The sequence below is a fragment of the Streptomyces endocoffeicus genome (genome assembly GCF_016741935.1).
In the GTDB taxonomy this organism is placed as follows: domain Bacteria; phylum Actinomycetota; class Actinomycetes; order Streptomycetales; family Streptomycetaceae; genus Streptomyces; species Streptomyces endocoffeicus.
Genome location: NZ_JAERRG010000005.1, coordinates 48,058 through 68,760 on the forward strand (window position 1 = coordinate 48,058; position 20,703 = coordinate 68,760).

The following is a 20,703-nucleotide window of genomic DNA, read 5'->3' on the forward strand; positions in this document are numbered from 1 at the left end:
CCAGCTGGGGATGCCGGAGCTGCCGGCCCCCGACTACCCGGCCGAGGTGCGCACCCGGCTCGAGGAGGACGCCCGGGAGGTGATCGCCCGCTACCCGGACAGCCGCAGCGCGCTGCTGCCGCTGCTGCACCTGGTGCAGTCCGAGGAGGGCCATGTCACCCGCACCGGCATGCGGTTCTGCGCCGAGCTGCTGGGCCTGACCACCGCCGAGGTCACCGCGGTCGCGACCTTCTACACGATGTACCGGCGCAAGCCCTCCGGCGACTACCAGGTGGGGGTGTGCACCAACACCCTGTGCGCGGTGATGGGCGGCGACGCGATCTTCGAGGAGCTGCAGAGCCATCTGGGGGTGGGCAACGGGGAGACCACCGAGGACGGCAAGGTCACCCTGGAGCACATCGAGTGCAACGCGGCCTGCGACTACGCACCCGTGGTGATGGTCAACTGGGAGTTCTTCGACAACCAGACCGTCGAATCGGCCAAGGCGCTGGTCGACGAGTTGCGGGCGGGCCGGACCGTCGAGCCGACCCGGGGCGCGCCGCTGTGCACCTACAAGGAGACCGCCCGCATCCTGGCCGGCTTCCCGGACGCCCGTCCGGGCGCCGTCGAGGCCGGTGGCTCCGCGGGGCCCGCGTCGCTGGTCGGGCTGCGGCTGGCCAAGGGGGAGGTCGCCCCCGGCCGGGTCGTCTCGCCGAGGTCCGCGGACGCCCCGCAGGACGAGGCGCCGCCGACGCATCCCAGCTCGCATGACGCGCCGCAGCGGACCTCCGCCTCCGATCCGCACCACCCGGCCGGTCCGGTCGCCGAGGAGGGGGAGTGATGACCGTGACAACCGAGATCAATGGGCACAGCCCCGAGAAGCTGCTGGCACCCGTGCTGTCCGCGTTCTGGGACCAGCCGAACTCCTGGTCCCTGCGCACCTATCTGCGGCACGAGGGCTACGAGGGGATGCGCAAGGCCCTCGCGATGGACCCCGACGCGGTGATCGCGCTGGTGAAGGACGCGGGTCTGCGCGGCCGCGGCGGCGCCGGCTTCCCCACCGGGATGAAGTGGCAGTTCATTCCGCAGGGCGACGGCAAGCCGCACTATCTCGTCGTCAACGCCGACGAGTCGGAGCCGGGCACCTGCAAGGACATCCCCCTTCTCTACGCCAATCCGCACTCCCTCATCGAGGGCATGATCATCGCCTGTCATGCCATCCGCTCCGAGCACGCCTTCATCTATCTGCGCGGCGAGGTCGTTCCCGTGCTGCGGCGGCTGCACGAGGCCGTGCGCGAGGCGTACGAGGAGGGCTACCTCGGCACCGCGGAACAGCGGCGGCGGAAGCTCGGGGTGGATGGACTGCCCGGTCTCGACATCACCGTGCACGCCGGCGCCGGCGCGTACATCTGTGGTGAGGAGACCGCGCTGCTGGATTCGCTGGAGGGCCGCCGTGGCCAGCCCCGGCTGCGGCCTCCCTTCCCCGCGGTCGCCGGTCTGTACGCGTGCCCCACTGTTGTCAATAACGTCGAATCCATCGCCTCGGTTCCCGCGATCCTCAACAAGGGCAAGGAATGGTTCCGTTCGATGGGCAGCGAGAAGTCCCCGGGCTTCACGCTCTACTCGCTGTCCGGCCATGTGGCCAACCCCGGGCAGTACGAGGGCCCGCTCGGGATCACCCTGCGCCAGCTGCTCGACATGAGCGGCGGGATGCGCCCCGGCCACCGGCTGAAGTTCTGGACCCCGGGCGGCTCGTCCACCCCGCTGCTCACCGAGGAGCACCTCGACGTCCCGCTGGACTACGAGGGCGTGGGCGCGGCCGGGTCGATGCTGGGCACCAAGGCGCTCCAGTGCTTCGACGAGACCACCTGCGTGGTGCGGGCCGTGACCCGCTGGACCGAGTTCTACGCGCATGAGTCCTGCGGCAAGTGCACACCCTGCCGCGAGGGCACCTACTGGCTGGTTCAGCTGCTGCGCGACCTCGAGGCCGGTAAGGGGCGCATGGAGGACCTGGACAAGCTGGCCGACATCGCCGACAACATCAACGGCAAGTCCTTCTGCGCCCTCGGCGACGGCGCGGCCAGCCCCATCTTCTCCTCGCTGAAGTACTTCCGCGAGGAGTACGAGCAGCACATCACCGGCGGGGGCTGTCCGTTCGACCCGGCCAAGTCCACTGTGTGGGCCGACGAGCCGCGCTCCACTCACCTGGGGGTGAACGCATGACCGTGACCACCAACGCACCCTCGTCGGGCGGGGAGGCGGCGGTGCCGCGAGAAGATCTGGTCTCCGTCACGATCGATGGGATCGAGATCTCCGTCCCCAAGGGGACGCTGGTCATCCGCGCCGCCGAACTGCTCGGCATCGAGATCCCGCGGTTCTGCGACCATCCGCTCCTCGACCCGGCCGGCGCCTGCCGCCAGTGCATCGTCGAGGTGGAGGGCCAGCGCAAGCCGATGGCCTCCTGCACCATCACCTGCACCGACGGGATGGTGGTCAAGACGCAGCTCACCTCGCCGGTGGCCGAGAAGGCCCAGCGCGGGGTGATGGAGCTGCTGCTGATCAACCACCCGCTGGACTGCCCGGTCTGCGACAAGGGCGGTGAATGCCCGCTGCAGAACCAGGCGATGAGCGCCGGACAGGCCGACAGCCGGTTCGAGGGTCAGAAGCGGACGTTCGCCAAGCCGGTCCCGATCTCGGCCCAGGTGCTGCTGGACCGCGAGCGCTGTGTGCTGTGCGCGCGCTGCACCCGCTTCTCCAACCAGATCGCGGGCGACCCGATGATCGAGCTGCTGGAGCGGGGCGCGCTGCAGCAGGTGGGCACCGGCGAGGGCGACCCGTTCGAGTCGTACTTCTCCGGCAACACCATCCAGATCTGCCCGGTGGGCGCACTGACCTCGGCGGCGTACCGCTTCCGCTCCCGCCCCTTCGACCTCGTCTCCTCGCCGAGTGTGTGCGAGCACTGCGCGGGCGGCTGCGCCACCCGCACCGACCACCGGCGCGGCAAGGTCATGCGGCGGCTGGCGGCGGACGACCCCGAGGTGAACGAGGAGTGGATCTGCGACAAGGGCCGCTTCGGCTTCCGCTACGCCCAGCTGCCGGAGCGGCTCAGCACCCCGCTGGTGCGCGACCGCGAGACGGGGGAGCTGCAGCCGGCGAGCTGGCCCGAGGCGCTCGACGCGGCGGCCGAGGGGCTCAGCATGGCGCGCGGCCGCACCGGCGTGCTCACCGGCGGCCGGCTGACCGTCGAGGAGGCCTACGCCTACGCGAAGTTCGCGCGGCTCGCCCTGGACACCAACGACATCGACTTCCGGGCCCGTCTCCACAGCGATGAGGAGGCCGACTTCCTGGCCACCCACATCGCGGGCCGGGGGCGTGACCTGGACGGTGGCGGACTCACCTACACCGCGCTGGAGAAGGCCCCGGCGGTGCTGCTGGTGGGCTTCGAGTCGGAGGAGGAGTCGCCCGGCGTCTTCCTGCGGCTGCGCAAGGCGCACCGCAAGCACGGACAGCGCACCTTCTCGCTGGCCACCCACGCCACCCGGGGTCTTGAGAAGGCGGGCGGCACCCTGCTGCCGGCCGCCCCCGGCACCGAGACCGAGTGGCTGGACGCCATCGCGGGCCGCACCGGTCTGGACGAGGGCGGGGAGCGGGCCGCCGAGGCGCTGCGCGAAGAGGGCGCGGTGATCATCGTCGGCGAGCGGCTGGCGTCCGTGGCCGGCGGGCTCACCGCCGCCGTACGGGCCGCCGCCGCCACCGGGGCCACGCTCGCCTGGATTCCGCGCCGGGCGGGGGAGCGGGGCGCGATCGAGGCGGGTGCGCTCCCCGGGCTGCTGCCCGGCGGCCGCCCGGCCCATGACCCGCGGGCCCGCGAGGAGGTCTCCTCCGTCTGGGGCACCGTCGACCTGCCGCACCAGGTGGGCCGGGACACCGGCCAGATCATCGAGGCCGCGGCCGTCGGCGGGCTCGGCGCGCTGCTGGTCGCGGGCGTCGAGGTCGCCGACCTGCCCGATCCCGCGCGGGCCCTGGAGGCCCTGGACGCGGTGGACTTCGTGGTCAGCCTGGAGCAGCGGCCCTCGGAGGTCACCGAGCGGGCCGATGTGGTGCTGCCGGTCGCGGCGGTCGTCGAGAAGTCCGGCACCTTCCTCAACTGGGAAGGCCGGGCCCGGCCGTTCGAGGCCGCGCTCAAGCCCGACCAGATGACCCGCCGCCACACCCTCCCGGACGCCCGGGTGCTGCATATGCTGGCCGACGCGCTGGACGCCCCCCTGGACCTGCCGGACGTCGAGGCCGTACGCGCCGAGATGACCCGGCTGGGCACCTGGCAGGGCCCGCGCGCCACCGCCTCGCTGGAGACGGGCGGTCCGCTGCCCCGGCCGGCCGAGGGCGAGGCGGTCCTCGCCGGCCACCGGCTGCTGCTCGACCAGGGCCGGCTCCAGGACGGCGATCCGGCCCTGGCCGGGACCCGCCACGCGGCCGTGGCCCGGCTGTCGGCGGCCACGGCGGGCGAGGCGGGGGTCGAGGACGGCCAACTCGTCCGCGTCACCGGCCCGGCCGGCTCGGTCCAGCTGCCGCTGAGCGTCACCGCGATGCCCGACCGGGTGGTCTGGCTGCCGCTGGCCTCCGTCGGCGGCGGTGTCCAGCGCGATCTGGGGGCCCGCCCCGGCGATGTCGTGACGATCACTGCCCCCGCGACGGAGGTGACCCAGTGAGGATTCTCGCCGCAGAGGACCTGTCGATGTTCGGCACCGACCCGTGGTGGCTGGTGCTGATCAAGGCCGTCTTCTGCTTCGCGTTCCTGATGGTGACCGTGCTGATCTCCATCGTCATGGAGCGCAAGGTGGTCGGCTGGATGCAGCTGCGCATCGGGCCCAACCGGCACGGCCCCTGGGGCATGCTCCAGTCCCTCGCGGACGGCGTGAAGCTGATGCTCAAGGAGGACGTGGTCGTCAAGGGCGCGGACAAGGTGGTCTACGTCCTGGCGCCGGTCGTCGCGGCCATCCCCGCCTTCATGGCGGTCGCGGTGATGCCGTTCGGCCCGGCCGGCGGCGAGGTCTCGGTCTTCGGGCACCGCACCGCGATGCAGCTGACCGATCTGCCGATCGCCGTCCTCTACATCCTCGCCACCGCCTCGGTCGGCATCTACGGCATCGTGCTGGCGGGCTGGTCCTCCGGATCGACGTATCCGCTCCTGGGCGGCCTGCGCTCCTGCGCCCAGATGATCAGCTACGAGATCGCGATGGGGCTCTCCTTCGCGGCGGTCTTCCTCTACTCCGGGTCGATGTCGACCTCGCAGATCGTCGAATCGCAGCACGACCGCTGGTACGCGGTGCTGCTGCCGGTGTCGTTCCTCATCTACATCGTCTCGATGATCGGTGAGACCAACCGGGCGCCGTTCGACATGCCGGAGTCCGAGGGCGACCTGGTCGGCGGCTTCAACACCGAGTACTCCTCGATCAAGTTCGCGATGTTCATGCTCGCCGAGTACATCAACATGGTCACCGTCTCGATGGTCGCCGTCACCCTCTTCCTCGGTGGCTGGCGGGCGCCCTGGCCGATCAGCACCTTCTGGGAGGGCGCCAACCACGGCTGGTGGCCGATGCTGTGGTTCGTCGGCAAGGTCGTCACCTCGCTGTTCGTCTTCATCTGGGTGCGCGGCACGCTTCCGCGGGTGCGCTACGACCAGTTCATGAAGCTGGGCTGGAAGGTGCTCATCCCGATCTCGATGGTCTGGCTGATGCTGGTCGCCACCGTCCGGGCGCTGCGCAACGAGAACTACGACTACCAGGACATCGTGCTCTACGTGGGCAGCGCGGTGATCGCGCTGCTGCTGCTGTCCTTCGTGGTCGACTTCTTCCGCGACCGTTCGGCGCAGGCCGAGGCCGGAGCGGAACAGGGACCGGAGCCCGCCTTCGATCCGATGGCGGGAGGTTTCCCGGTGCCTCCGCTGCCCGGCCAGACCTTGCCGCCCGTCCCCCGCCGACGTCCGCGCACCGAGCGTGAGTTGATTGTCAGTGGTGGCCCCGACACTGTCAGTGACGGAAAGGAGGCCGACGGTGTCTGACTTCCAGAATCCGGTGGCCGGCTTCGGCGTGACCTTCAAGGCCATGTTCAAGAAGCGGCTCACCGAACAGTACCCAGAGGTGAAGAAGCCCACCGCGCCCCGCTTCCACGGACGCCACCAGCTCAACCGGCACCCGGACGGGCTGGAGAAGTGCATCGGCTGCGAGCTGTGCGCCTGGGCCTGCCCCGCCGACGCGATCTATGTGGAGGGCGCGGACAACACCGACGAGGAGCGCTACTCGCCCGGTGAGCGCTACGGCCGCGTCTACCAGATCAACTATCTGCGCTGCATCCTGTGCGGCCTGTGCGTCGAGGCGTGCCCCACCCGGGCGCTGACCATGACCAATGAGTACGAGCTCGCCGACCGCAGCCGCGAATCGCTCATCTACACCAAGGAGGAGCTGCTCGCGGGCCTCGAGGACGGGATGGTCGACTCCCCGCACGCCATCTACCCCGGCACCGACGAGCAGGACTACTACCGGGGCCTGGTGACCGAGGCCGCGCCCGGCACCACCCAGCAGGTCGCGGTCAGCAAGGGCGAGACCCCGTCCGACCAGGCCGCGGGGAACGAGGAGTCGCAGGAGGGGCAGCAGGAGCGGCAGCAGGGGGTGCAGGCATGAGCGGCGCTCTGGCCGCGGCGGCCTCCACCACCTCCACCGGTGAGGCCCTCCAGTTCTGGGTGCTCGGCACCGTGGCCGTGATCGGCGCGCTGTGCACGATCCTGATGCACAAGGCCGTGCACAGCGCCCTGTGCCTGGCGGGCACCATGATCGTCCTGGCGGTCTTCTACCTCGCCAACGGCGCGTACTTCCTGGGCGTCGTCCAGATCGTCGTCTACACCGGCGCGATCATGATGCTCTTCCTCTTCGTGGTGATGCTGGTCGGTGTCACCGCCGCCGACTCCCTCAAGGAGACCCTGAAGGGGCAGCGCTGGCTCGCCGCCCTCTGCGGGCTCGGCTTCGGCATCCTGCTGTGCGCCGGGATCGGCAATGCCTCGCTGAAGACGTGGAACGGCCTGGGCCAGGCCAACTCCGGCGGGAATGTGGAGGGCCTGGCGTCGCTGATCTTCACCAAGTACGTCTTCGCCTTCGAGATCACCGGCGCGCTGCTGATCACCGCGGCGGTCGGCGCGATGGTGCTGACCCACCGCGAGCGCACCGAGCGGGCCCGCACCCAGCGCGAGCAGTCCGAGGCGCGGGTGCGCACCGGCCGGAACGTGCCGCCGCTGCCGGCTCCCGGTGTGTACGCGCGGCACAACGCGGTGGACATCCCCGGCCTGCTGCCCGACGGCACCCCGTCCGACCTCACCGTCAACGCCACGCTGCGCGGCCGCGGTCAGATCCGGGACGTCTCCAGCGAGGCGCTGGCCGAGCTGGCGGCGCTGGAACAGCGCTCGCAGCGCTGGCTGGGCCGGAAGGGGAACGGGACCGGCAAGCCGTCCGGGGGCGCCGGGACGCCCGGCACCTCCGGGAACGGTGAAAACGGCGAAGACGGCGAGAACGCGGGCAGTGCGCCGAATCCGAGGGGAGTCGCCAAGTGAATCCGGTCAACTACCTCTACCTGGCCGCCCTGTTGTTCACCATTGGTGCGGCCGGCGTCGTCATCAGGCGGAACGCGATCGTCCTCTTCATGTGCGTCGAGCTGATGCTGAACGCGTGCAACCTGGCGTTCGTCACCTTCTCCCGGCTGCACGGCAATCTCGACGGCCAGATCATCGCCTTCTTCACGATGGTCGTGGCCGCGGCGGAGGTTGTGGTCGGTCTCGCGATCATCGTGACCGTCTTCCGCTCCCGCCACTCGGCCTCGGTCGACGACGCCAGCCTGATGAAGCTCTAGAAGGGGTCGCGTTCAAGTGGAGAACCTCATCGGATTGCTTGTCGCGATCCCGCTGCTCGGCGCGGCCCTGCTGCTGTGCGGAGGGCGGCGGCTGGACGGCAAGGGCCACTACATCGGCACCGTGCTCGCCGCCGCCTCCTTCGCCATCGGCGCGGTGCTCTTCGCCGACATGCTCGGCCGCGGCGAGCACGACCGGGCCCTGCACAGCAAGGTCTTCAGCTGGATCCCGGTGGGCGGCTTCCGCGCGGACGTCGCCTTCCAGCTCGACCAGCTGTCCATGACCTTCGTCCTGCTGATCACCGGTGTGGGCACGCTGATCCACATCTACTCGATCGGCTATATGGAGCACGACGAGCGCCGCCGCCGCTTCTTCGGCTATCTCAATCTCTTCCTCGCGGCCATGCTGCTGCTCGTCCTCGCCGACAACTACCTGCTGCTGTACGTCGGCTGGGAGGGCGTCGGCCTCGCCTCGTACCTGCTCATCGGCTTCTGGCAGCACAAGCCCAGCGCGGCCACGGCGGCGAAGAAGGCGTTCATCGTCAACCGCGTCGGCGACGTGGGCCTGTCGATCGCGATCATGCTGATGTTCACGACGTTCGGCACCTTCACCTTCGCCCCAGTGCTGACGAACGCGGACCACGCGAGCGAGGGCAAGCTCACCGCGATCGGGCTGATGCTGCTCCTCGCGGCCTGCGGCAAGTCGGCCCAGGTGCCGCTGCAGTCCTGGCTCGGGGACGCGATGGAGGGCCCGACCCCGGTCTCGGCCCTGATCCACGCGGCGACCATGGTGACCGCGGGCGTGTATCTGATCACCCGCTCCGGCGCGATCTTCAACGCCGCGCCGGACGCCCAGGCCGCGGTGGTCGCGGTCGGCGCGGTCACGCTCCTGTTCGGTGCGATCGTCGGTTGTGCCAAGGACGACATCAAGAAGGCCCTGGCCGGGTCCACCATGTCCCAGATCGGCTACATGATCCTGGCCGCCGGGCTCGGCCCGATCGGCTATGTCTTCGCGATCATGCACCTGGTGACCCACGGCTTCTTCAAGGCGGGGCTCTTCCTCGGGGCCGGTTCGGTCATGCACGCCATGAACGACGAGGTCGACATGCGCAAGTACGGTGGTCTGCGGAAGTACATGCCGGTCACCTTCATCACCTTCGGGCTCGGCTATCTCGCGATCATCGGCTTCCCCGGGCTGTCCGGCTTCTGGTCCAAGGACAAGATCATCGAGGCGGCGTTCGCCAAGGGCGGCACCGAGGGCTGGATCCTCGGCGGCGCGGCCCTGCTGGGCGCGGCCATCACCGCGTACTACATGACGCGGGTGATGCTGCTGACCTTCTTCGGCGAGAAGCGCTGGGTGCCGGACGAGGAGGGCCACGAGCCGCATCCGCACGAGTCGCCCTCGTCCATGACCATCCCCATGATCGTCCTGGCCGTGGGATCGGTCTTCGCGGGCGGGCTGTTCAGCGTCAACGACGCGTTCCTGAAGTGGCTGGAGCCGGTCACCGGCCACAGCCACGGCGACTCCCCGCTCAGCGCCGCGGCGGTCACCGGCGGGACGATGGTGGTGCTGCTGATCGGTGTCGCCCTCGCCTGGGCGCAGTACGGGCGTCGGCCGGTGCCGCGCACCGCCCCCCGCGGATCCCTGCTCACCCGGGCCGCCCGGCGGGATCTGCTCCAGGACGACTTCAACCATGTCGCACTCGTCAAACCAGGCCAGTACCTGACCCGCGGTCTGGTCTATGTCGACCACAAGCTGGTCGACGGGGTGGTCAACGGCACCGCGGCCTCCGTCGGCGGGCTCTCCGGCCGGCTGCGAAAGCTGCAGAACGGCTATGCCCGTACGTACGCGGTCTCGATGTTCGGCGGTACGGCGGTGCTCATCGCCGCGACCCTGCTGATGAGGGCGGTCTGAGTCATGTCATTTCCCCTGCTGACGGCCACGGCCGTGGTGCCCGCGCTCGGCGCGGTCGTCACCGCCGCCGTGCCCGCCGCCCAGCGCGCCGCCGCCAAGTGGGTGGCGCTGGGCTTCTCCCTGCTCACGCTCGCCCTCGCCGCGGTCGTGCTGGTCCGCTTCGACCCCGGCGGCGCCCGCTTCCAGCTCACCGAATCCCACGCCTGGATCAAGGACTTCGGCGTCCGCTACGAACTGGGCGTGGACGGGATCGCGGTCGCGCTGATCGCGCTCACCGCGGTGCTCATCCCCTTCATCATCCTGGCGGGCTGGCATGACGCCGATCCGCTGGAGGGCGCCCGCCCCAACAGCCGCTGGCGGCCCACTCAGGGCTTCTTCGCGCTGATCCTGATGGTCGAGGCGATGGTGGTGATCTCCTTCGAGGCCACCGATGTCTTCCTCTTCTACATCTTCTTCGAGGCCATGCTGATCCCGATGTACTTCCTCATCGGGGGCTTCGGGGACCGGGCCGGGGGCCGCTCCGAGGAGGAGACGGCCACTCAGCGCTCGTACGCCGCGGTGAAGTTCCTGCTCTACAACCTGGCGGGCGGGCTGATCATGCTCGCCGCGGTGGTCGGTCTGTACGCGGTCACCGCCGATCAGCTCGGCACCGGCACCTTCTCGCTCCAGGAGATCGTCCAGGCGCGGGCGGGCGGCCATCTGGACATGGCGTCCAGCACCGAGCGGCTGCTCTTCCTCGGCTTCTTCTTCGCCTTCGCGGTGAAGGCGCCGCTGTGGCCGCTGCACACCTGGCTGCCCAACGCGATGGGGGAGTCCACCGCCCCGGTCGCCGTGCTGATCACCGCGGTGGTCGACAAGGTCGGCACCTTCGCGATGCTCCGCTTCTGCCTCCAGCTCTTCCCGGAGGCCAGCAAGTGGGCCACCCCGGCGATCATGATCCTGGCGCTCATCAGCATCATCTACGGGGCGCTGCTGGCGATCGGCCAGCGGGACATCAAGCGGCTGATCGCCTACGCCTCGATCTCCCACTTCGGCTTCATCATCCTGGGCATCTTCGCGATGACCACCCAGGGCCAGGGCGGCGCCACCCTCTACATGGTCAACCACGGCATCTCCACGGCCGCGCTGATGCTGGTGGCCGGGTTCCTGATCACGCGGCGCGGTTCGCGGCTCATCGCCGACTACGGCGGGGTGCAGAAGGTCGCCCCGGTGCTCGCCGGCACCTTCCTGATCGGCGGGCTCGCCACCCTCTCGCTGCCCGGACTCGCGCCGTTCATCAGCGAATTCCTGGTCCTGGTCGGCACGTTCAGCCGCTACCCGGCGTTCGGCGTGATCGCGACCGTCGGAATAGTGCTGGCGGCGCTCTACGTGCTGATCCTCTACCAACGCACCATGACCGGTCCGGTGAAGGCCGAGGTGCGGTCCATGCCCGATCTGCGGGTGCGTGAGCTGGTCGTCGTGGCCCCGCTCATCGCGCTGCTGATCTTCCTCGGGGTCTATCCGAAGCCGCTGGCCGACATCGTCAACCCGGCGGTCGACCACACCATGTCCGTGGTGGACAAGAAGGATCCCAAGCCCGATCACCCCGTCACCGACGCGGGCTGGTTCAGCTACAGCCCGAAGTCCGACGGTGCTTCCCACGACGGTCCTTCCGGAGGTGCCAAGTGACCCACGCGGCCACTGTCCACAGCCTGTGGACAACAGCGGCGGCGGCGCCCGACAAGATCCCGTCGCCCGATATCGAGTACGGGCAGCTGTCGCCCACGCTGATCGTGCTCGGCGCCGCGATCGTCGGCGTCCTGATCGAGGCGTTCCTCCCGCGCCGCCAGCGGTACGTGGCGCAGCTGTTCGTCTCCGTGGTCGCCCTGGCCGCGGCCTTCGCCGCCGTGATCGGCCTCGCCGCCGGTGACTACGGCACCAGCAAGGCCCGTGTCGCGGCCATGGGCGCGATCGCGGTCGACGGACCGGCCCTCTTCCTACAGGGGACCATTCTCCTGGTGGCGCTGGTGGCGGTGTTCACCTTCGCCGAGCGGCGGCTGGATCCGGTGGTGCACGGCAACCGCGTCGACTCCTTCGCGGCCCAGGCCGCCGCCGTGCCCGGCGGGGACGCCGAAAAGGCCGCCGTCAAGGCGGGGTTCACCACCACCGAGGTCTTTCCGCTGGTCCTCTTCGCGGTCGGCGGCATGCTGGTCTTCCCGTCCGCCAACGATCTGCTGACGCTCTTCGTGGCGCTGGAGGTCTTCTCCCTGCCGCTGTACATCCTGTGCGCGCTGGCCCGGCGCCATCGCGCGCTGTCGCAGGAGGCCGCGGTCAAGTACTTCCTGCTGGGCGCCTTCTCCTCGGCGTTCCTGCTCTTCGGCATCGCCCTGCTGTACGGCTACGCGGGCACCGTCGCCTACTCCGGGATCGCGGACGTCGTCGACGGCCAGGTCAGGAACGTCACCCCGGCGCTCGCCGGGACCATGGGCAATGACGCGCTGCTGCTGATCGGCGGGGCGATGGTGCTCATGGGGCTGCTGTTCAAGATCGGCGCCGTGCCGTTCCACATGTGGACCCCCGACGTCTACCAGGGCGCACCGACCCCGGTGACCGGCTTCATGGCGGCGGCCACCAAGGTCGCGGCCTTCGGCGCGCTGCTGCGGCTGCTGTACGTCGTGCTGCCGGGGCTGCGCTGGGACTGGCGGCCGGTGATGTGGGGCGTCGCCATCGTCACCATGCTGGGCGGCGCGATCGTGGCCGTCACCCAGACCGATGTGAAGCGGCTGCTGGCGTACTCCTCGATCGCCCACGCCGGGTTCATCCTCGCCGGTGTCATCGCCACCACGCCCGAGGGCATCTCCTCCGTCCTCTTCTACCTCGCCGCCTACTCCTTCGTGACCCTCGGCGCCTTCGCGGTGGTCACCCTGGTGCGGGACGCGGGCGGCGAGGCCACCCACCTGTCCAAGTGGGCCGGTCTCGGCCGCCGTTCGCCCCTGGTGGCCGCCGTCTTCGCGGTCTTCCTGCTGGCCTTCGCCGGTATCCCGCTGACCAGCGGCTTCGCCGGGAAGTTCGCGGTCTTCAAGGCGGCGGCCGACGGTGGGGCGGGCGCGCTGGTGGTGATCGGTGTGATCTCCTCGGCGGTCGCCGCGTTCTTCTACATCCGGGTGATCGTGCTGATGTTCTTCAGCGAGCCGCGCACGGACGGCCCGTCCGTGGCCGTGCCGTCCCCGCTGACCTCGTCGGCCATCGCGATCGGCGTGGCGGTCACGCTGGTCCTGGGCGTCGCCCCGCAGTACTTCCTGGACCTCGCGAGCCAGGCGGGAGTCTTCGTCCGCTAGCCATCCCACCCAGCCCCCACCCGAACCCACGGGGCTCCGCCCCCTGACCCCGGCCGGGCCCGGACACCACCACGGTGCCCGCGCCCGGCCGGAGCCATTCCCCAGCTCCGCCCCTTCCCGAACCAGGGGCTGCCCTGGACCCCGCCCTGGCTAGGACACCAATCCAGCCCCTCCGGCGATTGAGGAGCGGGGTCCGGGGCGGAGCCCCGGCGGGGGCAGGGGGCGGAGCCCCCTGGTTCGGGAAGGGGCGGGGCGGGGGCAAGCCCGCCGCAGGCGCGACGCTAGGCCGTCGCCTTGGCCGCGTACGCGCGGACATCCGCGTCCGGGTCGGACCGGACCGAGGACAGAGCCTCCCGCGCACCCGGCTCCCGCTCCGCCAGCGGCAGCAGCGCCAGCACCGCCGCCTTACGGACGTCAGCGTGCGGGTCACCCAGGGCACCGGCCAACGCCGGGACGCCGAGCCCCGGCGCCGCGGCGGACAGCGCCGTCGCCGCCCCCTTGCGCACCTGCCAGGCGGCATCGCCCAGCGCCGCCACCGCCTCGGCGTCCAGTGGCGCCGGGCATCCGGCCGAGGCCAGGGCCTCCAGGGCGGCGGCCCGGACAAGGACGTCCGGGTCCCGCAGCAGCGGGGCGAGCAGCCGGCGGGCGTCCGCCGCCCGGCCACCGGGCGCCAGGGTCCCCAGCGCCCCCGCCGTCGCCACCCTCACCTCACGCGACGCGTCCGCGACACCCGGCTCCAGCGCGGTGAGGGCGTCCACCGACACCAGCCCCCGTACGGCCTGGATACGGACCGCGATCGCCGCGTCCGCCAGCGCCCGCGCGAACAGTTCCGCGTCGCCGAGGCCCAGCGCGCGCAGGACGTCCAGCGCCGCCGCCCGCACCACCGGATCGGCCACGTCCAACCCGCCGACCAGGGGTTCGCGCAGAGCGGGCTCCGGGGGCAGCACCTCGACCAGTTCGCGCAGCGAGGCCGCGGCATCGGCGCGTACGTCGGCGTCTGTGTCGGCCAGGGCCGCCGCGAGGGCCGGGCCGGTGCCCGGTGGCGCGGTCTCGGTCAGCGCGGCGACGGCGGCACGGCGCACCGCGGGGTCGGGGTCGGCCAGATAGGGCCGGAGCGCGGCGAGTTCGGGCTGCTCCTCGGCGACGGCGAGCAGTTCGAGGATGCGAGGAGAGGCGGCAGAGACAGGAGAGACGGCAGAGATGCCAGAGGCGGCAGAGACACCAGAGACGCCAGAGGCGGCAGAGACGCCCGTGCCGGCGGACGGGACGCCCGTCCCCTCCTTACGGTCCTCATCCGCCCGTCCCGCCCTCGTCCCCGCCCCCGCCCGCGGCGCACTCTCACGCGGCCCCGCCGTGGCCACCTGCTCCGGCCGCACCTCGCCGAGCGGGCGAGATGGCCCGCCCGCGGGTGCGTACTCCGCCACCGGGACGAGATACGGGGCGACGGGACGCACGGTGAACTCCATCGCCCCCGACGCCGACTTGCGCAGATCCAGATGGTGCAGCCAGCCCTCGTCGTCGCGCAGCGGATGGTCGGTGCGCTCGTGGTAAAGCCCCCACCGGCTCTCCGTCCTGGCCAGCGAGGAGCGCGCGGCCATCTCCGCGCAGTCGCGGATGAAGCTCACCTCGGCGCAGCGCATCAGCTCGTGGGGCGTGTGGGCGCCCATCTCGGCGATGTCCCCGCGCATCCGCTCGAACGCCTCGATGGCAAGTGAGAGCCGGGCGCCGCTCTTGGGCGGGGCCACATAGTCGTTGACCAGGCGCCGGAGCTTGTACTCGACCTGCGGCTGCGGCGGCCCTCCGGGGTTCCGCAGCGGGGCGTAGATCAGCTCATGCGCCTCGGCGAGCTGCTCCGGGGGCAGTTCGCCCTGGTACGCCGACTGGCGGGAGGCGTCCTCGCCCGCCAGGTCGCCGAAGACAAAGGCCCCGATCATGTAGTTGTGCGGTACGCAGGCCAGGTCACCGGCCGCGTACAGCCCGGGGACCGTGGTCCGGGCGTGGGCGTCGACCCGCACCCCCGAGGCCGAGTGGCCGCCGCACAGCCCGATCTCGGAGATGTGCATCTCCACGTCGTGGGTGCGGTAGTCATGGCCGCGCCCGGCGTGGAAGGTGGCACGGGTGGGGCGTTCGGTGGAGTGCAGGATGGACTCCAGCGCGGCCACCGACTCCTCGGGCAGATGGCTGAGCTTGAGGTAGACCGGGCCGCGCTCGCTCGCCACCTCCGCCGCGAACTCCGACATCATCTGCCCCGACCAGTAGTCGGAGTCGACGAACCGCTCACCGTGCCGGTTGACCTGGTAGCCGCCGAAGGGATTGGCGACATAGGCGCAGGCCGGGCCGTTGTAGTCCTTGATCAGCGGGTTGATCTGGAAGCATTCGATCCCGGTCAGTTCGGCGCCCGCGTGATACGCCATGGCGTAGCCGTCGCCCGCGTTGGTGGGGTTCTCGTACGTCCCGTAGAGATAGCCGCTCGCGGGCAGTCCGAGCCGCCCGCAGGCGCCGGTGGCCAGGATCACCGCCCCGGCGCGCACGGTGACGAACCGGCCGGTGCGGGTGTGGAATCCGGCGGCGCCGACGGCCCGGCCGCCCGCGGTGAGCACCCGGACCGGCATCACCCGGTTCTCGATGCGGATCCGTTCGCGCATCTCGCGCCGCCGCAACTGCCGGTAGAGGACCTTCTTGACGTCCTTGCCTTCGGGCATCGGCAGTACGTACGAGCCGGAGCGGTGCACCCGGCGGACCGCGTACTGGCCGTGCTCGTCCTTCTCGAACTTCACCCCGTACCGCTCCAGCCGCTGGACCATGGAGAAGCCGCGGGTGGCGGTCTGCCGCACGGTGGACTGGTCGACGATGCCGTCGTTGGCGCGGGTGATCTCGGCCACGTAGTCATCGGGTTCGGCCCGGCCGGGGATGACGGCGTTGTTGACGCCGTCCATGCCCATGGCGAGCGCGCCCGAGTGGCGGACGTGTGCCTTTTCGAGGAGGAGGACGGAGGAGCCGTGCTCGGCGGCGGTGAGCGCCGCCATGGTGCCGGCCGTGCCGCCGCCGATGACGAGGACGTCGCAGGTCAGCTCCTCGGCCGCGGCGAGGGCGGGGATCTCCGCGGTCGCGGCGTCCGCCATGTGTTCCCCGTCCGCCACGTGTTCCCCCTTCTCCACGTGCTCCCCGCTCTCCGGGTGCTCCCTGTGCTCGCTGCGCTCCCTGTTGTTCACGCCAGTTGGGCCTTTCACATGCCGAGGGATTCGAGGACCTGACGCCGCAGCGCGACGGTCGCCGCGGCGTCATGGGCGGCGCGCTCGCGCGGATGCGGGATGTCCAGCACCCGGCCGCCGCCCTCCGCACCGCCCAGCAGCGCCACCCGGTCGCCGAGGAACAGCGCCTCGTCCACGTCGTGGGTGACGAAGACGACGGTGGCGCGGGTGCCCTGGAGCACCTGGACCAGCAGCCGCTGCATCCCGGCGCGGGTCTGTGCGTCGAGCGCGCCGAACGGCTCGTCCATCAGGACGGCGCGCGGCTCGCCGACGAGCGCCCGGGCGAGCTGGGCCCGCTGCCGCTGGCCGCCCGAGACCAGGTGCGGCAGCCGCCCGCTGTGCTCGGCGAGCCCGACGCGCTCCAGCCACGCCTCGGCCCGGCCGCGGCGCTCGGCGCGCGGTACGCCCCGTATGGCGAGCGGGAGTTCGACGTTGGCGCGCAGGGTGCGCCAGGGCAGCAGCGCGTCCTCCTGGAAGATCAGCGCCCGGTCGGCGTGCGGCCGGGTGATCGCGGTGCCGTCCTGGGTGACCCGCCCGCCGAGGGCCGGCAGCAGCCCGGCGAGCGTGCGCAGCAGGGTGGATTTGCCGCATCCGGACGGGCCGACGACCGTAAGGATGTCACCGGGCGGGACCTCCAGGTCGAGGCCGTGGAGGACGGGTGCGCCGGGGCGGCCGAGGGCGGCGTCCTCCAGGCGCAGCCGCACGCCCGGCGGGGCGGCTTCGGTGGCCGGAGTGGCCGGGGTGGCCGAGGTGGCCGAGGTGGTGGTGACGTCGGATGTGCTCACGGGGTGGCCGCCTCCTTGCGCGTGGGCGCCGGCCGGCCCGTGGTCTCCGTACGGGGCAGCCACCGGGTCAGTCGCCGTCCGGCCAGCTCGACCGCCGTGGAGGTGAGCCAGCCGAGCACGCCGATCGTGGTCATGCCGACGAAGACGCCCGGGTAGTCGACGATCGTGTAGTCCTGCCAGGTGCGGTAGCCGACGCCGTAGGCCCCGGAGATCATTTCGGCGGAGATCACACAGATCCAGGAGACGCCGATGCCGACGGAGAGCCCGCCGAGGATTCCCGGCAGCGCCCCGGGCAGGACGACGGACACCAGGACGCGTCCGCGCCCGCCGCCCATGGTCAGCACCGCCTCCTCCCAGACGGGCGCCAGCGCGCGGACCGCGTGCCGGGTGCTCACCATGACCGGGAAGAAGGCGGCGGTGAAGGTGATGAAGACGATCCCCTGCTCATTGCTGGGGAACATCAGGATCGCCACCGGCACCAGCGCGATGGCCGGGATCGGTCGGCACACCTCGAGGACGGGGCCGAGCAGATCGGATACGAGCGGGGAGCGGGCGATGGCGGTGCCGACCGCCATGCCCAGGACGGCGGCGAGCACGAACCCGGTGAGGATGCGGCTGAGGGAATCGGTCAGATCCTGCCAGTAGGCGCCGGTGCCGAGGCGGTCGGCGAACTCCCGGACCACATCGGTGGCGGACGGGAACTGAGCGAAACGCAGCCACAGGTTGACGTCGAGGGCGGTGAGCAGCTGCCACAGGCCGAGCGCGGCCAGCAGCGAACCGGCCCGCAGGGTGTGGCGGACCCAGGGGCGGCGCCGAAGCGGCCGGGGCGCGGCGGCGCGGGCTCCGGCTCCGGAGGCATCCGGAGCCGGGCGGGACCGTACGGACGAGGTGGGCGCGCTCATCGGGCCGGTGGGCGCGCTCATCGGGCCGCCGCCAGGGCCGCCGGGTAGCCGACGGTGCGGGCGCCGGGGTGACCCGCGATCCAGCCGCGGGCGTTGTCCGGGGTGACGAAGGCGCGCAGATCGCGGCCGTCGCGGACCCAGATCGCCCGGTTCGCGAACCACCGGGTGCCGGTGGCCGCGTCGGGTACGTAGCCGGCCCGGACGCGGTCGCGGTGGCTTCCGGCGAAGCGCAGCAGCTCGGTGGGGGTGGCGAAGGTGCGGAGCCGGTCCTCGCCCTTGAGCCAGAGCTGGTTCGGGGAGGCGGGCGGGGTGGCGCGCAGCGCCTTGGCGTAGGCGTCCGCGCTTCCGTACGCCCGTTTGAGATAGCGGTCGTCGACAAAGGACGACACGTCGACCGGGCCGACCAGTTTGGCGTCACGCAGCACCGGGACGTCCTTCTTGAGCGCGGCGGTCAGCCGCGGCTTGAGGGTCGGGTCGAAGGTCGCGATGCCCCCGGTGCCGTTGTAGAGGTAGACCACTTCGGGCGGCAGCCCGGTCGCGGTGGCGACCTTACGGGCGGCGTCGAGCGGATGGGCGCGCAGATAGCGGGTGGCGTCGATCTGGGCGGCGAGGAACGCCTGGACGACGGCCGGGTGCTCGTCGGCGAACGCCTTGCGCGTGGTGACCCCGTGGAAGGTGGGGAGGTTCAGCCGGGCGCCGTCGTACAGCGCCTTGGCCTTGCCCTGGAAGGCGAGCAGCCCCGGCCAGGCCACGAACTGCGAGAGGGCGTCCGCGCTGCCCGCCTCGAGGGCCGAGGCGCCCACGGCGGGCTGCTGGTTGAGCTTGTGGATGCCGCCCTCGGGGTCGATGCCCGCCTGCTGCAGGGCGCGTACGAGCGTGCCGTCCGCGGCGGAGCCGACGCTGGTGGAGACGTTCTTGCCGCGCAGCCCGGACAGGGCGCGCAGGGTGGAACCGGGCGCGGTGAGGACCGTATTGAGGCCACCGCGCAGGTTGTAGCCGGTGACGGAGACGAGGCGGGTCGGCGCGTTCAGCTGGGTGCCGCGACCGGAGTTGATCAGGAGCGGGAAGTCGCCCATCGATCCGATGTCGACCTTACCGGCGACCATCTGCGCGGTGATGGGCGCTCCGGTGGCGTAGTCCTCCCACTTCACCTTGTACGTATGGCCGTCGCGGCGGCCCAGGGCGCGCAGCTCGCGTTCGAAGGCGCCGAGCGAGCGCAGCAGGGTGCCCGCGGTCACGGTGTTGATGGTCTTGGACTGGTAGCCGACGGTGACGGTCACGGTCTTGCCGTCCGCGTCCGCGTCGCCGCCGCAGCCGGTGAGGGACAGCAGCAGGGCGCCGGCGGCGAGGGCCGCGGGGAGGGTCGTGCGCTGCATCGAGGGGCCTTTCACCTCAGGAGATAGGGCATGTTGACCGTGACCGCGCCGGTGGGACAGCGGGCGGCGCACGGGCCGCAGTACCAGCACTCGTCGACGTGCATGTACGCCTTACCGCTGTCGGGGTGGATCGCGAGGGAGTCGAGGGGGCACATGTCCACGCACAGGGTGCAGCCGTCGATGCACTTGGACTCGTCGATCGTCACCGGCACATCGGCACGCTGGGGCGCCAGAGGCATGGCTGTCTCCAGGGAAGGGCGTGAAGGGGCAGAGGGTGTTGTGGTGGGTGGGTCTCAGGCGGTGCGGCGCAACTGGCCGCTCATGGTGATCCGGTCGCCGCGGAACCGGATGAACTCCAGGTCCACCGGGCGTCCATCGCACAGATGGGTGAGCCGCTCCAGCATCAGGACCGCCGCACCGCGCGGGGCCTGCAGAACGGCGGCCGAGTGGGCGTCGGCGTTGACGGCCTCGAGGGTGATCTCGGCGGTGCCCAGGGGCTGTCCGGTGATCTTCTCGATCAGCCGGAAGACATCGGTGTTCTCCAGGTCGGCGCCGATGAGGTCGGCGCCGATGTCCATCGGGAGGTAGGTGAGGTCGAGGGAGAGCGGGAGTCCGCCGAGTCGGCGCAGCCGCTCGACGTAGAGGACGTCGGAACGGGCGGGGACGCCCAGCCGGTCCGCCACACAGGCGGGCGCGGGGACGGGGCCGACGGTGCGCACCTCATTGCTGACCCGGCCGTGCTCGTGGAGGGTCTCGGCCAGGCCCATCAGCCGGTCCAGGCCGTGCGGGTACTTCTCCGCGACCACGACCGTGCCCACTCCCGGCTGCCGCTCCACCAGGCGTTCGGAGCGCAGCAGGTCGAGCGCCTGGCGCACGGTGTTGCGGGAGGCGCCGTAGTCCTGGCCGAGCGCGTCCTCCAGGGGGAGCACGCCCCCGGGGAAGCCGCCGGTGAGGACCTGGTGGCGGAGCAGATCGGCGAGTTGCCGTGCCCGGTCGGCACGGAGCCGGCGGCGGCGCGCGGCGGCGACCGGCGGGGCGTGCTCGCGGGGGCGTTCGGCTGGCATCGGCCGGCTCCGGGGGTGTGCTGGTCGGGGGGTCGTATCGGGACCATACCGACGGGGCCGGGCCGATGGTGTTGCCGAAGTATTGCGCCACCTGACGGCGGCTTCCCTACCGCTTCTGCCTGCGGTTTCGTGTCCGCGGCGGCAAGATCTGCCACTGTGCGCGGCGGGCCCCCGGCGCGCGGGCGCGCCAGGGGCCCGGGACGCCGGTGGGGTCCGGCGCC

At 71.4% G+C, this 20,703-nt stretch carries 16 protein-coding genes; 10 read left to right on the top strand and 6 right to left on the bottom strand.

Going from position 1 to position 20,703, the window contains the following annotated elements; genetic code table 11:
- Positions 1-10 precede the first annotated feature (10 nt).
- From nuoE to nuoN, 10 genes are read left to right on the top strand one after another with little or no spacing between them, the layout of a single operon-like run.
- Positions 11-820 (top strand): NADH-quinone oxidoreductase subunit NuoE, encoded by an 810-nt coding sequence (gene nuoE, locus JK364_RS15040; protein ID WP_201851884.1) that lies wholly within the window; start codon positions 11-13, stop codon positions 818-820.
- Positions 820-2,202, top strand: coding sequence for an NADH-quinone oxidoreductase subunit NuoF (gene nuoF / locus JK364_RS15045; protein WP_201851561.1), 1,383 nt, complete (start codon positions 820-822; stop codon positions 2,200-2,202). Before nuoE ends, nuoF begins: the two co-directional genes overlap by 1 nt.
- Positions 2,199-4,688, top strand: coding sequence for an NADH-quinone oxidoreductase subunit G (locus tag JK364_RS15050; RefSeq protein ID WP_201851563.1), 2,490 nt, complete (start codon positions 2,199-2,201; stop codon positions 4,686-4,688). The genes nuoF and JK364_RS15050 overlap by 4 nt, the downstream gene beginning before the upstream one ends.
- A 26-nt stretch (positions 4,689-4,714) precedes the next feature.
- Positions 4,715-6,040: an NADH-quinone oxidoreductase subunit NuoH gene (gene nuoH / locus JK364_RS15055; protein WP_230992018.1), complete on the top strand. Its 1,326-nt coding sequence runs from the start codon at positions 4,715-4,717 to the stop codon at positions 6,038-6,040.
- Positions 6,033-6,659, top strand: a complete 627-nt coding sequence (gene nuoI, locus JK364_RS15060) for an NADH-quinone oxidoreductase subunit NuoI (RefSeq protein WP_307841290.1) — start codon at positions 6,033-6,035, stop codon at positions 6,657-6,659. The genes nuoH and nuoI overlap by 8 nt, the downstream gene beginning before the upstream one ends.
- Positions 6,656-7,579 (top strand): NADH-quinone oxidoreductase subunit J, encoded by a 924-nt coding sequence (locus JK364_RS15065; RefSeq protein WP_201851569.1) that lies wholly within the window; start codon positions 6,656-6,658, stop codon positions 7,577-7,579. The genes nuoI and JK364_RS15065 overlap by 4 nt, the downstream gene beginning before the upstream one ends.
- Positions 7,576-7,875 carry an NADH-quinone oxidoreductase subunit NuoK gene (gene nuoK / locus JK364_RS15070; protein ID WP_009715954.1) on the top strand — a complete coding sequence of 100 codons (300 nt, stop codon included), beginning with the start codon at positions 7,576-7,578 and terminating at the stop codon, positions 7,873-7,875. The genes JK364_RS15065 and nuoK overlap by 4 nt, the downstream gene beginning before the upstream one ends.
- 16 nt (positions 7,876-7,891) lie before the next feature.
- On the top strand, positions 7,892-9,787 hold the full coding sequence (nuoL, locus tag JK364_RS15075) for an NADH-quinone oxidoreductase subunit L (protein ID WP_201851571.1): 1,896 nt from the start codon (positions 7,892-7,894) through the stop codon (positions 9,785-9,787).
- 3 nt (positions 9,788-9,790) lie between these two features.
- The gene (locus JK364_RS15080; protein WP_201851573.1) at positions 9,791-11,455 is read left to right on the top strand and encodes an NADH-quinone oxidoreductase subunit M; all 1,665 of its coding nucleotides are present in this window, start codon (positions 9,791-9,793) and stop codon (positions 11,453-11,455) included.
- Positions 11,452-13,104, top strand: a complete 1,653-nt coding sequence (gene nuoN / locus JK364_RS15085) for an NADH-quinone oxidoreductase subunit NuoN (RefSeq protein ID WP_201851575.1) — start codon at positions 11,452-11,454, stop codon at positions 13,102-13,104. The genes JK364_RS15080 and nuoN overlap by 4 nt, the downstream gene beginning before the upstream one ends.
- A 281-nt stretch (positions 13,105-13,385) precedes the next feature.
- Here nuoN and JK364_RS15090 read toward each other — a convergent pair whose 3' ends face one another.
- The 6 genes from JK364_RS15090 to JK364_RS15115 all read right to left on the bottom strand — a co-directional run bounded on the left by JK364_RS15090 (position 13,386) and on the right by JK364_RS15115 (position 20,482).
- Entirely contained in the window at positions 13,386-16,226 is a 2,841-nt protein-coding gene (locus tag JK364_RS15090) for a fumarate reductase/succinate dehydrogenase flavoprotein subunit (RefSeq protein WP_201851885.1), read from the bottom strand.
- 104 nt (positions 16,227-16,330) lie between these two features.
- Entirely contained in the window at positions 16,331-17,059 is a 729-nt protein-coding gene (locus JK364_RS15095; protein ID WP_201851887.1) for an ABC transporter ATP-binding protein, read from the bottom strand.
- A 77-nt stretch (positions 17,060-17,136) separates the two neighbouring features.
- On the bottom strand, positions 17,137-18,063 hold the full coding sequence (locus tag JK364_RS15100) for an ABC transporter permease (RefSeq protein ID WP_230991985.1): 927 nt from the start codon (positions 18,061-18,063) through the stop codon (positions 17,137-17,139).
- Positions 18,060-19,418: an ABC transporter substrate-binding protein gene (locus JK364_RS15105; protein WP_201851577.1), complete on the bottom strand. Its 1,359-nt coding sequence runs from the start codon at positions 19,416-19,418 to the stop codon at positions 18,060-18,062. The genes JK364_RS15100 and JK364_RS15105 overlap by 4 nt, the downstream gene beginning before the upstream one ends.
- Positions 19,419-19,429: 11 nt before the next feature.
- Positions 19,430-19,657, bottom strand: a complete 228-nt coding sequence (locus tag JK364_RS15110; RefSeq protein WP_014054080.1) for a 4Fe-4S dicluster domain-containing protein — start codon at positions 19,655-19,657, stop codon at positions 19,430-19,432.
- A 54-nt stretch (positions 19,658-19,711) separates the two neighbouring features.
- Positions 19,712-20,482 (bottom strand): GntR family transcriptional regulator, encoded by a 771-nt coding sequence (locus tag JK364_RS15115; protein ID WP_201851579.1) that lies wholly within the window; start codon positions 20,480-20,482, stop codon positions 19,712-19,714.
- Positions 20,483-20,703: the final 221 nt, after the last annotated feature.